The sequence below is a fragment of the Paenibacillus sp. JNUCC 34 genome (assembly GCF_058269055.1).
The window spans coordinates 5,756,371-5,771,655 of record NZ_CM177770.1; the positions used below are offsets into that span (position 1 = coordinate 5,756,371).

Below are 15,285 nucleotides of genomic sequence, written 5' to 3' on the forward strand. Positions count from 1 at the left end.
TCATCTGCACGGAATTTGGTCATAAAAAACTGCACCTCCAATGGTTAGATGGTGTCTAACCATTGGAGTACAGTTCAGTGCGGTTGTAGGTTTACATCGTAGAGCGAAGGGAGTCCGTATCCTTGTCCAAATAAATCACGCATCAAGTAGTGGATTTTAAAAAAGAGAGCTTCTAAAGCTCTCTATAAGCTGGCTGCATCATCCCTTGAGTAGGCTGATCCTCTTGATAGTCATAATATTCCGGCTGAACCGTCGCATGTATTTGTGTTTCCATTGGCACTGACGGCTGCTGATATGGCTCATCCACATACATGATTCTGCGCTGAATTTTCATGAGTCCATTCACGACGCGAAGCGCGACCCAAAAAAGCACAAGGCCAACTCCTACGTACAGCAGATATTGCTGATTATAGGTCCAATCTATATGAAAATAACTAAACAAGCTATTCTCTAAAATATCAAGCTGCATTTCATTCATCAAAATGATATGCACGACTGGAAGAGCAATAAAGCCTAGTCCTAGTGAAATCATCGTTACCATAATAATAAAGAATACAATGCCTGTTACAAATCTTAGTAATACGAGCAGCAGGTTTCGAATGAATAGCCCCCCGTCAAAACCTCTTATCATTCGCATCAACCAGTTCTGCCCAGCTTCAGACTGTCGATTGTAGGTATACGAAACAGGAGGAGTAGGTAAACCTAGAATTTGTCTAATCATGCTTTGTTCAAAATTCACAATCCCATTCAATAGCTTAGCTACTCCAAAAAACAGCGGTATTCCGATAAATATTGGAGTTAAACCGATTGATAGTGCAAGTCCCGTTATCGCTACTGTAAAATAAATAATCCCTAACGGGAGAGATAGCAGTAAATAGAGGATCGTTGCATAGGTTTTTGGATTAAAAAGCACCCAATTCACCTTACCTGCCCGCGCCGTTGCAGTCGCTTCTGTTGCCTTCATAATCAAACACTCCCTTGGCTTCATAAGTCACGCTCTGAGTTATAAATCCATTATATCCGCCTTATTCGCATGACATAACCGTCTTAGGGGGTATCTGAACCTAGACTTTAGACTAGGACTGGTCAGTAATGTATCACTTTTCAATACAAATCCTCTTGGTGCAACAGATAAGATAGATTACAAGTGGTCCAACAATGAAGTAGAGTTTGACAGCAACGAGGGATGGACAACGTCTACAGGCAATGAAACAATTGCTGCGCCTACATCGTCAGGAATTTGGTATTCGCATATACGTATTCAAGATGGGAACGGCTATAAAAAAATTACACCGTCCAGAGTATGTCGTCCATTCTATAATTCCAATATCTTTATTACTTAACAAAAAGTATAGAGTTCCTTTTCTAACACAAAAAACACCCTCTCGAGTGTCTTTTTGTATGTGCTCTATATGGAGGCAAGGAGAGTCGAACCCCTGTCCGAAGATAACGCAACATAAGCTTCTACGGGTATAGTCACGGTTTTGATCTCACCTTAGCCTCGCACAAACCACAAAAAATTTTCAATTAAATTTTATATTTTTAGTAAAAAAGGTTAGTATAATAATAAAAAATGTAGGAAGTCAAACCATAGGAGGAAATCATGGGCCGACTAGTTCATTTCGAAATTCATGTAGATGACATGGAACGTGCTAAGAAGTTTTATGGCGGGGTATTTGGATGGACGTTTGAGGATTGGAGTGATTATGCTGGAATGCCTTATTTGGGAGCTATGACAGGCGATGCAAATGAACCCGGAATCAACGGGGCTTTGATGCAACGTCAAGGCGCTTCCCCCCAACCCGGTCAAGCTATGAATGGTTATGCATGTACTATGGGAGTAGAAGACTACGATTCTACTGAAACAAAAATTCTTAATCTTGGAGGCAAGCTCGCATTGCCAAAATATGCACTTCCTGGAATGGCGTGGCAAGGGTATTACATTGACACTGAAGGGAATATTTTTGGTATTCATCAGCCAGACGAGCATGCAAAATAGAGTTATACAATCGCATAGACAAAAGCCCGACCTCACACGGTCGGGCTTTTCATACTCGACGCTATCGATCGTTGCGGGTTAACTATTATTGCTTTGCTTAGCTTCAACTAATTGTGTTAGCCTTGTCAACGCACTTGAGTAAATCGAGTCATGTCTATGCACAAACCATACCTGCAAATCTCGGTACTCTTCAGGCAAACGGTGAGAAGCGATTATGCCCTTCTCTTCCGCCTTGGCAATCGTTGATCGTGGTAGCATAGACACACCGACCCCAGTGGAAACCCCTTCTAGAATAACTGCTAATGTGCCAAATTCCATAATTTGATATGTCGTCAGACCAGTTCCTCTCAGAAAACTCTCCGCTTTTTCCCGATGCGTACATCCAACATCAAAAAACAACATCGGCTTCGAAAGCAGCTCGTGCATGTTGCTTTTTCCCGGCTCCGATATCAGCACCAACTCCTCTTCAAAAGCCGCGACATGTTCTATGTCGGGATGGTCAATTGGTCCATATACAAAAGCCCCATCAAGATCGTAATCCAGCACCTTTTGTAAGAGAGCATGTGTCACACCCGTAATGAGCGATACATTAACATCTGGATATCGTGATTGATATTCGGCCAATAGAGGCGTCAGATGAATGACCGCAGTCGTTTCAATGGAACCTATCCGAAGAGACCCTGCAGGATGATCCGAGTATTGTGTGGATTTCACAGCCTCGTCCATCAGAGTCAGTATTTTATCCGCATATCCTAGTAAATTCTCGCCAGCCGGAGTTAGCGTCATCCCTCGATTAGATCGCCGAAAAAGGGGGATTTTCAACTGAGCCTCAAGATATTGAATTCGGTTCGTCACATTAGACTGTACATAGTTCAACATTTGCGCAGCCTTGGTTATGCTCCCCTCTTGAGCTACAGCTCGAAATATTCTTAAATCTCCGCTTTCCATTTCTATGTCACCTGCTTGGTATGATCATTTATGATACTCACATTCGGTTTTGTTCATTTTACTGTATGATTCCCACTCTGTACAATTCAAAATAGATTCATCGAAATACGAATTACTGGAGGAATTAGAATGAAAGCAATCGTACATGCTGGGATGAACGGCTTGAAGGGCTTGACATATGAAGACGTTATTGACAAACAGCCGGGCTTCGGCGAAGTAAAAGTAAGGCTGAAAACTGCAGGGTTGAATCATCGAGACTTATTCCTCATGGCGGATCGAACAAATGAGGATGCTCCCCTGATTATGGGTTCTGACGGCGCGGGCAGAATTGAAGCGGTAGGTGAAGGCGTAAAAAACCTTATAGTAGGTACCGATGTAATCATTAATCCGTGTATCGGATGGGAACTCATCCAAAATGTCCCGACCGTTCCAGCCATAGTGGGTGGTCCTTCGGATGGTACATTCGCCGAGTCTATCATCATCCCTGCGCACAATGCCGTCACCAAACCAACTTACTTGTCTTGGGAAGAAGCTGGAGTGTTGCCCTTGTCTGCCTTGACGGCCTATCGGGCTTTGTTCACGAGAGGTCGCTTACAGCAAGGCGAACATATCCTTATTCCAGGTATTGGTGGCGGTGTGGCGACTTATGCCATGCTTATGGCTTCAGCGGCGGGTGCACGAGTCAGTGTCACATCACGCAGTGAAACAAAAAGGCAAGCTGCTCTTGCACATGGGGCAGATCATGCCTTTGACAGTCATAGTGATTGGAAGGAAAGTATGAAAGGAGAAACAGTGGATCTCATCCTGGATAGTATCGGGCCAGCGACGTTCCAACAGTACTTTGATATCATTAAGCCAAATGGCCGTATCGTGACGTTTGGAGCAAGCTCAGGAGATCGAATGGAAATAGCAGTACGATCCATATTTTACCCCCAAATCAGTATCATCGGCACCTCAATGGGAAGCAGTGAAGAGTTTATTGCTATGCTTCAATTTATGGAACTCCACTCAATACGGCCTATCATTGATAGTGTGTATCCTTTACAAGAAACCCTTCAAGCCTTTCAGCGAATGCAACAGGGGGAGCAATCTGGGAATATTGGAATAAAAATAGATTGAAACTCATGCAATGTGGATAGGCTTCTGATGGAAATGGACTTGAACTTCATCAACAGCTTCATCACATGGAATTTATTCGAGTGTGATATTCATACCGGGAAATTGTTCACCAATTCCTTGAATAAATGCTTCGTTGTTCAATCCAGACACGGCCTGTATCTCAACATTCCTCGGGGTCAGCTTACTCTCCGTTTCTCTACAAACAGCAAAAATCCACAACCTCTTGCAGTTGTGGATTTACATGGTGGAGGCAAGGGGAGTCGACCCCCTGTCCGAAGGTTAGCGCCACATAGGTGTCTACGGGTGATGTTTACGGTTTTGATGTCACCTTAGAGACCAATATATCATCTTTCTTCAGAATATTTTTTCAAAATATGAGCGATCTTCTCCAATGAATGCAAACCTTTCGCAATATCTACTATAAACTCCACTGCATATTCACGTTCCATTCGTAGATGGTATCCATTCAACATTAAAAATGATTTTGTAACCAGATAGGCTGTACGCTTATTGCCATTGTGAAAGCAATGGTTTTTTACCAGAGATTCCAGTAAAGCTGCGGCCTTGTCAAATAAAGTTGGGTAAGCATCCTCTCCAAAAACACTTTGCTGTGGCCTATGTACCGCAGATTCCAGCAGGCCGTGATCCTTAACACCCGCTTGCTCTGCGTCGTTCATTCTTTTCATCATGAAATAGTGCGCTGAAATAACCTCTTCCTTGGTAAGAAAGTTAATCATATCATCGATCCCTTAAGTCCTCAAGAATGCCTGTATCTTCTTCAAATACATCAAAGAACGCCTCAAGAACTTCTGATCTCACGTTATCGGGAAGTTGGCCTTGCCGAGCTTTTTTCAATACCACTTCACCACGATCGTTTTCAATGAATTCGATTTCATCCCCTTGCGAAAGATTCAGCTTTGCAGCCAGGCTTTTAGGCAAGCTTACTCCCAGGCTATTGCCCATTCGTCCAACTTTACGGGAATAACGAATCACATTCGGTTTATCACTCGTCAAATTGATCACACCATTCATTTGATCTTTTCCTCCTATAGTATGATCTTAACACAACAAGTTATACCTTATAACATAATAACAATTATAACGTATGTACATTTTATCAATTTTTTCTACAGATTTAAAGCTATAAGTAAAGGGGTTTGTAGTTATTTAAGACGAGAAGGCAGTGGTCCGAAGGACTATACTCTTTCATGTTATAAAGAATACAAATTCATCTGTAGAATTTATTTAACAAAATACAAAAAAGCGATAAAGAAAAAATTCTTATCGCTTTTTTATTACTAGACCAGGTTGTTAAAACAACTTCTCTGGAAAAGTAAAAGATGTTCTTTTTTAAGTGGAGGCGAACCGTGGTTATGCAAATCCACAATCCGCCGATGTGTGGTGGTTAGATCGTTTGGCAGGTGACTTGAGGATCACTTCCAGAAAGTCTAATCGAAATGATGTTCGATATCCTGCCAGTCATCACCGCCAAGATTGATTTCCAGCAAAATACGAATCAATTCCGTAGCCCTTTCTATTCAAGTTGAATTTCCTTATTTCCGATGATTCTCTGTAAGTGTTCGACAAATATCTTCTCATCTGTTTTGTTAGGGATATGCGCTGAATTTTCAAGTGTGAAGAAAGATTTTCCTTGAGGCGCATCCAGCGCTTCGTAGTAATCTCTTGCTAAATCATAGCTCGCTTGCTTGTCATGTCTGCCTTGTATGATATATACAGGCACTTGAATTGTTGGGACAGTCTCAAAGAAATTTGTTCTAATAATTTCTTCTTTCAGAGACTTTGCTTGATTTATGCTGAAGTCAGCTCCAGATATAAACGTTTTATAAATATCTGCCAAGGAATAGTCCGGAGACGTCAAAACTCCCTTTACTAGACTGAATAGATTAGCCTTGGAAACGTCTTCGTCCGAATAATTAAAACCTTTATACTCATTAACAAGAGTGCTAAATTGATCCTCTCGTTCTCCGAAATAAGGGGCTTCCCCGATCTTGTCCAGCTTTTGTAAAGTTTTCGTATTGTTTTGACTGGACGCTTCTTTTATTAACCATTCGTAAGCAAGCCTTTGCCCTTCAATAATACTTGTTATCTGCGCAAATCCGATATAAGCATGGAATTTCTCTGGATGTTCGGCAACAATCCGAGTGGCAATAATCGTACCGAAGGATTGGCCCACGATGTAGACTTTCTCCTAGTTATATTGTTTTCTAACGTAATCGACAACCACATTAGCATCCGCCACAAATTGTTCCAAACTCATCTTGCCGATATCCGATGAACGATGATAGCTCTTTCCTGCTCCTCGTTGATCGTAATATACCGCTACACAGTTTTCTGTAATTTCTGGATACAAGGTACGGGCGCTTACACCGTAAGGAAAAGGAGAGCCTGGCCCTCCATGCATAAACATGCAGAACGGTTTCGTTCTATCGGCTCCTTCGATGAGGATGTATTGTTTCTCGCCGTTCACCTCAATTTCTGCCAACTCACTAATTCCACCATTTTGGACGAGAAGCTTACTCTTCTTCATGATCTCATGTTTGGCATACTCTCTATAAACCAAAGCAATACCTATTATGAGCAATACTGTCAATATTACAAATCCAAGTATTCTAAAAACCCTCCTTAGCATGGTCCTATACCTGTCCTTCCGCACTTTCCTAACTAAGTGCTAATCATCATTATAAATATCACTATCTCAAATATTGTCATTATTATATACAATAGATAGAAGTTGAATTTCTGTCCACAAAAATATGCGGTTGTCATATGAATTGGCAGTTTATTGCAATTGAAAATTACATAGAAAATAATCGCCTATAAGAGCATGTAGAGCCCATACTAAAGCTAAATGTCGAAGTAAAGCAAATATCCACAACCTCGTGCGGTTGTGGATTTACATGGTGGAAGCGTGGGGAGTCGAACCCCTGTCCGAAGATAACGCAACATAGGCTTCTACGGGTGTAGTGACTTGAGAAGGTGTTCGCCTAATGAACTGCCAATCTACCTGCTACTCGTTTGACTAGTCTGATTTTCTTCTTCCGCACACTTAGTGAATAAGCATTGGTTCGTAAGGAAAAAACAAATGCTTATTGACTATGGAGACCTTACAGTGTAGCCCACCCACTATAATTGAGCCCCTTGCTCATCCCTTAAACACATGCATACTTTGTTGGAAAACTTATCTCCCATATATTTAGCTAAGATGGTCCTTTCTTCGATCGATATTCGGTTACGATCCAAAAATTCCCGAAACATTTTATAATCCTTCATTTCAATTTTTGGGAGTGGATATCCCTTTTGCAATTTAAATAGTTTCTGGAGTTTATTCCAAAGCTTTTGTGCACCTTTTTTTTCAAAACTTATTTTTTCCTCTTCTTTCATCCACCTTACCAATTGATGGTGATATTTTTTTATGGCCTTATTTTTACCACGAGCAATCATCATTTTGAGACTAATCGGCTTCACACGCTCAATAATTTCGTGATGATACCAGAATGGCTCTTCAAAAAGTTCATAATCCGTGACCGTTTGTATGATGTCATTTTTTTCTATCCCTTCTACATCACATCCATTTTCCAACAACTGCTGAAAAAGCAGGTTGTCATCTATTTCAGACAGAACCTCAATGTAACATTCAAAGACAAATTCTCTGATCATATCTTCGTACTTTTCCTCAAAACTATTATGTAAAAAACCGATACCACTTGTATAGCTAGCTGTAGGTTGACCTGTATACTCATCAAAAAAGTCTTCAACACTATAATAATCATCAATTGAAATTGATTCATTTGTACGAATCAGCATGCCCGAACAATCCCATGGAGTATCGTATTTAGTGATTTTATATTTAGGTGCGAACATGAAGTCATATGCCAATTCCTCCGCTAAGTTAGCCAATAATACTGGAAACTTTGCATCAACCCTGTTCCTTATTTTTTCCGAGATACTTTCCACCGAATGTTTCAATATTCTAACCCCTCCAACAAAAAAACATGCTTAATAAAAAGTTAGAAACGGTTCTTCCGTAGAAAAAATATCAAGATACCTATATTTTTGATTATATCATACGTGAGGCTCTCAAGCTTTTTCTCATATATTTGTACATAAAAACCCCCGATCGTTACAGATCGGGGGTTTATTGTAAAATATGGAGGCGAGGAGAGCCGAACCCCTGTCCGCAGGCAACTCCACATAGGTGTCTACGAGTGTAGTCAAACTCTCTGAACCGACTCTTACTCTTTTAAACCTGTCAGACGAATCTCGTTAAGCTCTTCAGGTGTCATCAAACCGGATTTGTAAAGATTCATATATTCCTGAGAAATACTTTGGTTAAAAATCAACAAATCATCGGTATTTATAGTCACCGGGACTCCATATTCATATAGACTACGAATGGGATGGGTACTATAGCTCTCCGCCACACCAAGCATAACATTGCTTGTCGGACAAACATTCAATTGAATATGATTCTCGGATAACCATCCCATGATCTGAGGTGAGCGGGCTGCCGCAATCCCATGATGGACCTCCTGAAGCTCCAACTCCTCGACGGCCTCCATGACATCATTAGCGGTACCAAATTCCCCTACATGAGCTTTTAGAGTCAGTCCCGCAGCTTTTGCGGCTCTGTAGATAGATTTGAAGCATGCAATAGGCTGAGCAAATTCATCATTGCAGATATCGATCGACCGGAACCATTGGCAAGCCAATATAGCATCCAGACGTGCGTATACTTCATCTACATTACAGGCTCGATCTAAGGCCAGTTCCGGCAAAAACTTCGTTCGGGGAGCATAACTGCGATGAAAGTCATTCATTATCCGCGAAAATGGCTCCATCCCCCCCAAAGCATCAATCTCATCTAACCCAAAGCTTAACGCCAATCTTTCAATGTGATCCTCGGCCGCCTGTATAAAGGAAGCTTCGATACGTTTTAAATAGCCTTCAATACCGGGGCAATGTCGTTTCACATTTTCATCAAACCAGCTCTGCATTCCATGCAACGATTGAAACGGATCTGTCGGCGGTTGAATGCTAACATTAGCCCATTCACCAATATATTGAATCGTTCCTCCGCGACCAGCGTGGTTGTGCAAATCGCTCTTTGGTATGGCTTGCAATCCCATAAGAGATTCATTTATTAAGCTATCTATAAATTTTTGTTTGATAGAGAACTCCTCAAGTTCAAGCGACACTCCCAACAATCCTTTCAAGGTTGGAATAGGATAAATCCATAGGCCTGCCTTCGTTTAACTACAACAATTGTTGTGAAAGCGTATATCACTTAAATTTAGCCCCATCCCGTCACATGGGCAATCCAGAGCATGAGAACGCTAACAGGTTATTAAATGACGTGATATGCGTTTCGGTTAAAATAATAATACAAAACCTCTCGATATATGCACATCATTTATGCTCTAAAATGACATTTGCAGACCAATCGGGTATATGATCTACAGATGCTCCCGATTCTCGGGCTTGCTTACGGGCATGTTGGTTAGCTTCTTTCAGAATTTCTTGAAGCTGTTCTCTACTCGTAAACATAGTAATTCCTCCATTTTTTGCGTAAGCAAGCTTATTATATCATAGAATAGAGAGCCACCAACCAGAGTTGGCTGATCCTTTTTCCATTGTTTTATTAACTCTTTTGAGTAGTCCCAACAACTCTTCACCTCTTCCGGTTCAAAGATTTGATAGCCATCCTAAAACTATATGCTTGATGGCATTTCGACCATGTTAAGCAATCATTAACTCATCATAAGTAAGTTATATAGTAGAATACTAGTAGATAGTATAAACCTTGACAGGTACGGTCGGAGTTTTTACGTGTTACCGCTGAATGCTATATCCCTCCAATTTCGATTTATGTTTTATTCACTACTACTATATTACCTAGCTGAAGGAGATCTCTTGATGAAGCACACATTAAATATTATCCCAGATAAATGGAAATGGAATGGAATTGTAACTATCGGTGGCATATTAATAGGAGCAGGACTTGCTGATTGCCTATTCGCCATTAATCAACTAGATTTAAATCAAATAGCTAGAGGGTTAACGATTTTTAGTGCAGGCCTTACCATTTTAGTCGTAATGGATAACTCCAAAACGCAAAAGGATACCGAAAAAATTCAAAAAGAAACTCAGCTTCGATTAGAAAAAGTAGAGGATAAGCTAAATGCGATTCATCAATCTCAACAAATGACTGAAAAACAACTTCAAGAAATAAAAGATCTGCTGCATAAATCAAATTCGTAGAAATCATCACAAAAACACCATTATAACCTGAAATGTCATTCTAAGCAGGTCCATCAGCTATTTTTTATAGAGTGATTGCCATTGTTAACATGCGTCGGAAACGGTTTATTATCTTGGAAATTAGTTTCTTGGAACTGCACCCCTACTTGTTTAAATACATCTTTTGCAATGCGGACAAAAGTGATACGATATACTGCATTAAAAAGAGCACCATATCAGGTGCTCTCTACTTAACCTTCTATATATTGCGCATTTAAATGCTCAGCCACTTCTAGCATTTTCTGAAAAATAATCTCATGCGATACTGCTACATACAATTCTCCCTCATAATATCGGAATGGAATTGTCACCTCTCCTAGCTGCCAAAGAAAAAAATCTCCCGGAATCGTCATTGTCGTATCAGCTGACCGAAAGGAATACTCCTCTGCATATACAAAATCCGTTTGAGTTGCAAAATAGCTTTTACATTCATCAAGAGACATGACTTTATCAAGGTGATTACCGTCAGCATTTCTCGTAATTCGATATCTAGTATTCATCCAGTACCCCCACCATCTTTAATACGTTATCTATTGTATACGAATCGCCTATAAGAGCATGTGAAGCCAATACAAAAACTAAATGCCGGAATAAAGAAAAATCCATCACCATACGGTTGTGGATTTACATAATGGAAGCGAACCGTGGCTGTGCAAATCCACAATTCCCCGGCGTGTGTTCCCTGCGTGCAAGGAGCAAACAACTATCAATCTTTTTCCATGATACCTGTAAGTTGATCAGCAAGTGCCGTCGCGGCGGAATAACCGGAGCTCCAGGCCCATTGCAGGTTATAGCCACCGCAATCTCCATCCACATCCATCACCTCGCCCGCAAAATAGAGCCCAGGTACTAGCTTCGATTCTAGCGTTCCTTCTTTTAACTCTGTTGTATCGATGCCACCGGCCGTCGTTTGTGCATTCGTGAAACCATTGGTATCGGTTACGATAAATTCCCAACGCTTTATGAGTTGGCACAAGATTTTCTTAGTTTTCCACGATAAATCCTGACATAGGAGGTTCGGCTCTTGGTCGATCCCCGCCTCTTTTAACAGAATAGGGACCAGCTTCTTGTTAAAGATGCCGATCAAGGAAGCTGCAACAGTCCGGTATCCGAATGTCCCCCAATGCGTATCCAGAAAATCGACGACTTCTTCCTCCGTGCGGTCTGGCATCAAATCAAGCGATAAGGTTACTGTTTCTCCTCTTTTGAGCTGATACGCAGCCTTCCGGCTTAGCTGGAGAATCGGTGGGCCGGAGACGCCGTAGCCTGTAAACAGGATTTCCCCATATTCGCTGCGGATAACTTCGCCGTTGACGATGATATGGCCCAATCCCTCAAATTTGACTCCGGACAACTCCTTTAGATTCGGATATTGCAGCTTCAATTGTACGATCCCAGGTACAGGATCGATCATTGTGTGTCCCAGTCTCTGGGCAAGCATATAACCAGATCCATCCGTTCCTGTCTTTGGAGCGGTAAGGCCACCTGTACAGATAAAGAGATAATCGCTGGTATACACGACCTCTCCCTCTGTCTCCGTTTGGCACAAAATCGTGAATCGCGGATGTCCCTTCGATACGGTAACATCCAATACTTTGGTTTTGAAATGTATCGGAACATACCGATCCTCTAGCGCAATCCGGAAAACCTCCAATACAGATGCAGCCTGCAGCGACATCGGATACATCCGGCCATTCTCCACGGCGATCAACGGAAGGCCGAGTGTGTTGAAGAAATCAACGGTTTGCCGGACGCCGAATTGCTGCAGCACAGGCAGCGGGAATTCCATTTGATTGCTGTGATATTTACGCGATAGTGCGACCGCTTCGTCCGTACCCTTCGCCGTGGATTGGTTCGTAATGTTACAGCGACCATTGCCGGTCGTGAGTACCTTCTTTCCTACCCGGTCATTGCCTTCAATGATTGCGACATCGATCCCTCGGTCTCGCGCGGTAACAGCGGCCATAAGACCTGAAGCGCCTGCACCGATAATGAACAGCTCGTGGTGCATTGTAGATTTCGACATATACATATGTGTTGAATTCATTCCTTTTTCTAATGGCTTCATTTGAAAATGTGTTTCCCTAACGCCATAGCGGCCGCATAGCCGGAACTCCAGGCCCATTGCAGGTTGTAGCCGCCAAATTCGCCGTCGACATCCATCACCTCGCCAGCGAAATAGAGCCCAGGCACGAGCTTGGATTCCAACGTGTCGGCGAAGAGATCTTTTGTAACGATACCTCCGGCTGTCGCTTGTGCCTTCTCGAAGCTATGGGTATCTGTTACTTTGAAGTCCCAACGCTTCAATATTTTATAAAAGATCCCTTTAGTTTTCCACGAGAGATCCTGACAAAGTAGGTTTGGCTCTTGATCGATTCTCGCCTCTTTCAGCAAGACAGGGATCAGCTTCTTGTGTAAAAACCCGATGAAGGATTCCGCGACCGGCCGGTGGGCGAATGTTCCCCAGTTCATCTCCAAGAATTCGATAACCTCTTCCTTCGTGCGGCTCGGCATCAAATCGATGGATAAAGTCACGGAATCCCCTCTCGAGAGATGAATGGCGGCTATCCGGCTGAGTTGAAGAATCGGTGGTCCGGAAAAGCCGTAATCGGCGAAATGAATTTCACCGGTCTCGCTGCGAACGACCTCGCCGTTCACGAGGATGTGGGCTCGTCCCTGAAGTTTGATGCCGGATAGAGCCTTCATATATGGGTATTGCACCTTTAATTGCACAATTGCCGGCACAGGCTCGACCATGGCGTGCCCCATGTTTTGAGCAAGCACATACCCAGACCCATCCGTCCCCGCATTCTGGCCAGTAAGGCCGCCCGTACATATAAACAGGTATTCACTGGTATAGACAACCTGCTCGTCTGTCTCGTTTTTTCGGCATGTAATCTTGAATCGCGGATGATCCGTCGATACGGTAATATCTAGTACCTTGTTGTTAAGGTATACCGGAACGTTCCGTTCCTCCAGAGCAAGCTCGAAAATATCCAACACGGATGCAGCCTGCAGCGACATCGGATACATTAAGCCCTCTTTCAATCTTGTAAGTGGCAATCCAAGCATATTAAAAAAATCAATGGTTTGACGGATGCCGAATTGCTGCAGTACAGGCAACGGAAATTCAGCCTGACTGCTGTGATACTTGCCCGATAAAGCCACCACTTCGTCGTCGGTATCCGTCATAGTGGAATCGTTCGTAATATTGCAACGACCGTCACCTGTCATTGCGATTTTTTTCCCAATTCGGTCGTTACCCTCTAGAATGGCGGTATCGATACCCAAATCCCGCGCTGTAACGGCGGCCATGAGTCCTGATGCGCCTGCACCGATAATAATCAACTTGTGGTGCAAGAAAGTCTGATAATCGTGCATGGTTGGTCAATGCACCCCTTGTCCAATAGATTTATATATAGGAAATGTGATTTTTCCGAATGAAACTGCGCTATATATAATTATAGCATACGAGTATGCACCTCATAATCCCGATAGAATACTCCTGACATCACATCTCATTACAGTGATACCCTAAATATAGAAAAAACCCACAACCTCGTGCGGTTATGGATTTGCAGGGTGGAGGCGAGGGGAGTCGAACCCCTGTCTCCATCTAAGTGAGTTACCTAAGATATGTCATCTTAATATCTACAAGGGTGTCCAAATTGATTTGAATCCTCATATCTTCATGTTCATTAATAGCAATTAATGTTTTATCTTTGATACTTAATTTTTTTATAGGATTTGTTTCATCAAAAAAGATACCCCAAACCAAATTGTCATTTGCATCTGTGCAAGCAATGAAGCCTTCATTTCCCATTTGCCCATCCCCGCCATAGATTTTACCGCCTTGATAGTCAATATTCGTCCATGCATCAACCATTGTCCAGCATTCGGCATCATATTTTTCAATACTTTCAATAGTTGTATCACACTGGGGAGAACAGTAAATTTTGCGCTCATTGTTGTTAGGATTGTAATATGTCGCGACATCTAAAATGATTATTTTGCCATTTGGAAAAGCAATGCAATTCATTCCAGGCAACTCACGTTGTTCAGCAGACCAATGCCTCATTATTAAATGGCTCATAACTTTATCCTTTCAATTTTTTTTCGTAAAAGTTGTAATATACTTTCTATTTCTAATACCTATGAGAATACTAAATGATGAAGCTACCAAAAAGGCGTAATATGAGAGCACAACGTCGAATAAGAAAAAATAGGTTGGTCGCCTCGTGCCTATTTACTGCAAATGAGACAAACCATAACCTTCGACGAACGGCTTTTTCTTCCTAATTTAACAGGGATAATGCAACTTCCCAGCTAATAGAAACGTAATAGAAGCAACTATTCTGATATCAAGGTGATTAAATGAAAGCTGTAAATAAGTTGCTGTTCCTATGTATGCTACCTCTTTTATTGTCTGCCTGCTCACAAAATGTGGCAGGTAATCAACCTACTAATAATTTGGATCTAAATCCTCCAGTTGAAATTTCAATTGAAGAGGCGGAAGCTAAGATCCCGTTTGAAATCAAACAACCGTCAGTTCCTCTCCAATTTACTCAAAAATCAGCAAGGATTTTAGATACCAATGGTAAATTTGATGCAGTAGAAATTACGTATGCAAATACCGATGAAGGATTGAACCTGATCATTATGATTACAGACTCAAAGGCTGATACGCCTCCGAATGGGAAGTTAGGTCTAAAATTAGCTAACGGTTCGCAAACATGGGACCAAGGAGACGGACATGTAAGCGCTGTCTATTGGAGAAACGAGGGTTTAACTTACTCTCTTATTTCAGGGAAAAATAACAATCTTGAACCGTTATACGATTACCAAACATTAATTGAAATAGCAAATACAATAAAATAATTTTGATAAGCTAAATCGTTGCG

Annotated in this window: 17 protein-coding genes; 4 read left to right on the forward strand and 13 right to left on the reverse strand. The window is 41.8% G+C overall.

Going from position 1 to position 15,285, the window contains the following annotated elements:
* Window positions 1-172: 172 nt before the first annotated feature.
* Entirely contained in the window at window positions 173-964 is a 792-nt protein-coding gene (locus AC2TF5_RS26520; RefSeq protein WP_491300062.1) for a sensor domain-containing protein, read from the reverse strand.
* A 639-nt stretch (window positions 965-1,603) separates the two neighbouring features.
* Here AC2TF5_RS26520 and AC2TF5_RS26525 point away from each other — a divergent pair.
* Complete coding sequence (locus AC2TF5_RS26525) at window positions 1,604-1,999, forward strand: VOC family protein (RefSeq protein WP_491300063.1); 396 nt, start codon at window positions 1,604-1,606, stop codon at window positions 1,997-1,999.
* Between the two features lie 78 nt (window positions 2,000-2,077).
* On the opposite strand, the gene AC2TF5_RS26530 is transcribed toward AC2TF5_RS26525, so the two are convergent.
* The gene (locus AC2TF5_RS26530) at window positions 2,078-2,947 is read right to left on the reverse strand and encodes a LysR family transcriptional regulator (RefSeq protein ID WP_491300064.1); all 870 of its coding nucleotides are present in this window, start codon (window positions 2,945-2,947) and stop codon (window positions 2,078-2,080) included.
* A gap of 129 nt (window positions 2,948-3,076) precedes the next feature.
* Here AC2TF5_RS26530 and AC2TF5_RS26535 point away from each other — a divergent pair, with 129 nt between their 5' ends.
* Window positions 3,077-4,066: a zinc-binding dehydrogenase gene (locus AC2TF5_RS26535; protein ID WP_491300065.1), complete on the forward strand. Its 990-nt coding sequence runs from the start codon at window positions 3,077-3,079 to the stop codon at window positions 4,064-4,066.
* A 344-nt stretch (window positions 4,067-4,410) separates the two neighbouring features.
* On the opposite strand, the gene AC2TF5_RS26540 is transcribed toward AC2TF5_RS26535, so the two are convergent.
* From AC2TF5_RS26540 to AC2TF5_RS26570, 7 genes are all read right to left on the reverse strand, one after another.
* Window positions 4,411-4,803 (reverse strand): type II toxin-antitoxin system death-on-curing family toxin, encoded by a 393-nt coding sequence (locus AC2TF5_RS26540; protein WP_491300066.1) that lies wholly within the window; start codon window positions 4,801-4,803, stop codon window positions 4,411-4,413.
* Window position 4,804: 1 nt separating this feature from the next.
* Window positions 4,805-5,098, reverse strand: coding sequence for an AbrB/MazE/SpoVT family DNA-binding domain-containing protein (locus AC2TF5_RS26545; protein WP_491300067.1), 294 nt, complete (start codon window positions 5,096-5,098; stop codon window positions 4,805-4,807).
* A 502-nt stretch (window positions 5,099-5,600) separates the two neighbouring features.
* Complete coding sequence (locus tag AC2TF5_RS26550; RefSeq protein WP_491300068.1) at window positions 5,601-6,260, reverse strand: alpha/beta hydrolase family protein; 660 nt, start codon at window positions 6,258-6,260, stop codon at window positions 5,601-5,603.
* A 15-nt stretch (window positions 6,261-6,275) separates the two neighbouring features.
* Window positions 6,276-6,677, reverse strand: a complete 402-nt coding sequence (locus tag AC2TF5_RS26555) for an alpha/beta fold hydrolase (protein ID WP_491300069.1) — start codon at window positions 6,675-6,677, stop codon at window positions 6,276-6,278.
* Window positions 6,678-7,210: 533 nt separating this feature from the next.
* Window positions 7,211-8,053, reverse strand: a complete 843-nt coding sequence (locus tag AC2TF5_RS26560; RefSeq protein ID WP_491300070.1) for a hypothetical protein — start codon at window positions 8,051-8,053, stop codon at window positions 7,211-7,213.
* A 266-nt stretch (window positions 8,054-8,319) separates the two neighbouring features.
* Window positions 8,320-9,282, reverse strand: coding sequence for an amidohydrolase family protein (locus AC2TF5_RS26565; protein WP_491300071.1), 963 nt, complete (start codon window positions 9,280-9,282; stop codon window positions 8,320-8,322).
* 211 nt (window positions 9,283-9,493) lie between these two features.
* Entirely contained in the window at window positions 9,494-9,631 is a 138-nt protein-coding gene (locus AC2TF5_RS26570; protein ID WP_491300072.1) for a hypothetical protein, read from the reverse strand.
* Between the two features lie 369 nt (window positions 9,632-10,000).
* Here AC2TF5_RS26570 and AC2TF5_RS26575 point away from each other — a divergent pair, with 369 nt between their 5' ends.
* Window positions 10,001-10,345 (forward strand): hypothetical protein, encoded by a 345-nt coding sequence (locus tag AC2TF5_RS26575; protein ID WP_491300073.1) that lies wholly within the window; start codon window positions 10,001-10,003, stop codon window positions 10,343-10,345.
* A gap of 230 nt (window positions 10,346-10,575) precedes the next feature.
* On the opposite strand, the gene AC2TF5_RS26580 is transcribed toward AC2TF5_RS26575, so the two are convergent.
* From AC2TF5_RS26580 to AC2TF5_RS26595, 4 genes are all read right to left on the reverse strand, one after another.
* Window positions 10,576-10,884 (reverse strand): hypothetical protein, encoded by a 309-nt coding sequence (locus tag AC2TF5_RS26580; protein ID WP_491300074.1) that lies wholly within the window; start codon window positions 10,882-10,884, stop codon window positions 10,576-10,578.
* A 206-nt stretch (window positions 10,885-11,090) separates the two neighbouring features.
* Window positions 11,091-12,452: a BaiN/RdsA family NAD(P)/FAD-dependent oxidoreductase gene (locus AC2TF5_RS26585; protein ID WP_491300075.1), complete on the reverse strand. Its 1,362-nt coding sequence runs from the start codon at window positions 12,450-12,452 to the stop codon at window positions 11,091-11,093.
* Entirely contained in the window at window positions 12,449-13,765 is a 1,317-nt protein-coding gene (locus AC2TF5_RS26590; protein ID WP_491300076.1) for a BaiN/RdsA family NAD(P)/FAD-dependent oxidoreductase, read from the reverse strand. The genes AC2TF5_RS26585 and AC2TF5_RS26590 overlap by 4 nt, the downstream gene beginning before the upstream one ends.
* A gap of 244 nt (window positions 13,766-14,009) precedes the next feature.
* Window positions 14,010-14,477: a hypothetical protein gene (locus tag AC2TF5_RS26595; protein ID WP_491300077.1), complete on the reverse strand. Its 468-nt coding sequence runs from the start codon at window positions 14,475-14,477 to the stop codon at window positions 14,010-14,012.
* 281 nt (window positions 14,478-14,758) lie between these two features.
* Here AC2TF5_RS26595 and AC2TF5_RS26600 point away from each other — a divergent pair, with 281 nt between their 5' ends.
* The gene (locus AC2TF5_RS26600) at window positions 14,759-15,262 is read left to right on the forward strand and encodes a hypothetical protein (protein WP_491300078.1); all 504 of its coding nucleotides are present in this window, start codon (window positions 14,759-14,761) and stop codon (window positions 15,260-15,262) included.
* Window positions 15,263-15,285: the final 23 nt, after the last annotated feature.

What these genes read in the sequence shown, in the direction of transcription:
- AC2TF5_RS26575 (WP_491300073.1), top strand. Translation starts at nt 10,001, where the DNA reads ATGAAGCACACATTAAATATTATCCCAGATAAATGGAAATGGAATGGA.
- AC2TF5_RS26545 (WP_491300067.1), bottom strand. Translation starts at nt 5,098, where the DNA reads ATGAATGGTGTGATCAATTTGACGAGTGATAAACCGAATGTGATTCGT.
- AC2TF5_RS26530 (WP_491300064.1), bottom strand. Translation starts at nt 2,947, where the DNA reads ATGGAAAGCGGAGATTTAAGAATATTTCGAGCTGTAGCTCAAGAGGGG.
- AC2TF5_RS26595 (WP_491300077.1), bottom strand. Translation starts at nt 14,477, where the DNA reads ATGAGCCATTTAATAATGAGGCATTGGTCTGCTGAACAACGTGAGTTG.
- AC2TF5_RS26535 (WP_491300065.1), top strand. Translation starts at nt 3,077, where the DNA reads ATGAAAGCAATCGTACATGCTGGGATGAACGGCTTGAAGGGCTTGACA.
- AC2TF5_RS26525 (WP_491300063.1), top strand. Translation starts at nt 1,604, where the DNA reads ATGGGCCGACTAGTTCATTTCGAAATTCATGTAGATGACATGGAACGT.
- AC2TF5_RS26600 (WP_491300078.1), top strand. Translation starts at nt 14,759, where the DNA reads ATGAAAGCTGTAAATAAGTTGCTGTTCCTATGTATGCTACCTCTTTTA.
- AC2TF5_RS26580 (WP_491300074.1), bottom strand. Translation starts at nt 10,884, where the DNA reads ATGAATACTAGATATCGAATTACGAGAAATGCTGACGGTAATCACCTT.
- AC2TF5_RS26570 (WP_491300072.1), bottom strand. Translation starts at nt 9,631, where the DNA reads ATGTTTACGAGTAGAGAACAGCTTCAAGAAATTCTGAAAGAAGCTAAC.
- AC2TF5_RS26540 (WP_491300066.1), bottom strand. Translation starts at nt 4,803, where the DNA reads ATGATTAACTTTCTTACCAAGGAAGAGGTTATTTCAGCGCACTATTTC.
- AC2TF5_RS26585 (WP_491300075.1), bottom strand. Translation starts at nt 12,452, where the DNA reads ATGAAGCCATTAGAAAAAGGAATGAATTCAACACATATGTATATGTCG.
- AC2TF5_RS26520 (WP_491300062.1), bottom strand. Translation starts at nt 964, where the DNA reads ATGAAGGCAACAGAAGCGACTGCAACGGCGCGGGCAGGTAAGGTGAAT.
- AC2TF5_RS26590 (WP_491300076.1), bottom strand. Translation starts at nt 13,765, where the DNA reads ATGCACGATTATCAGACTTTCTTGCACCACAAGTTGATTATTATCGGT.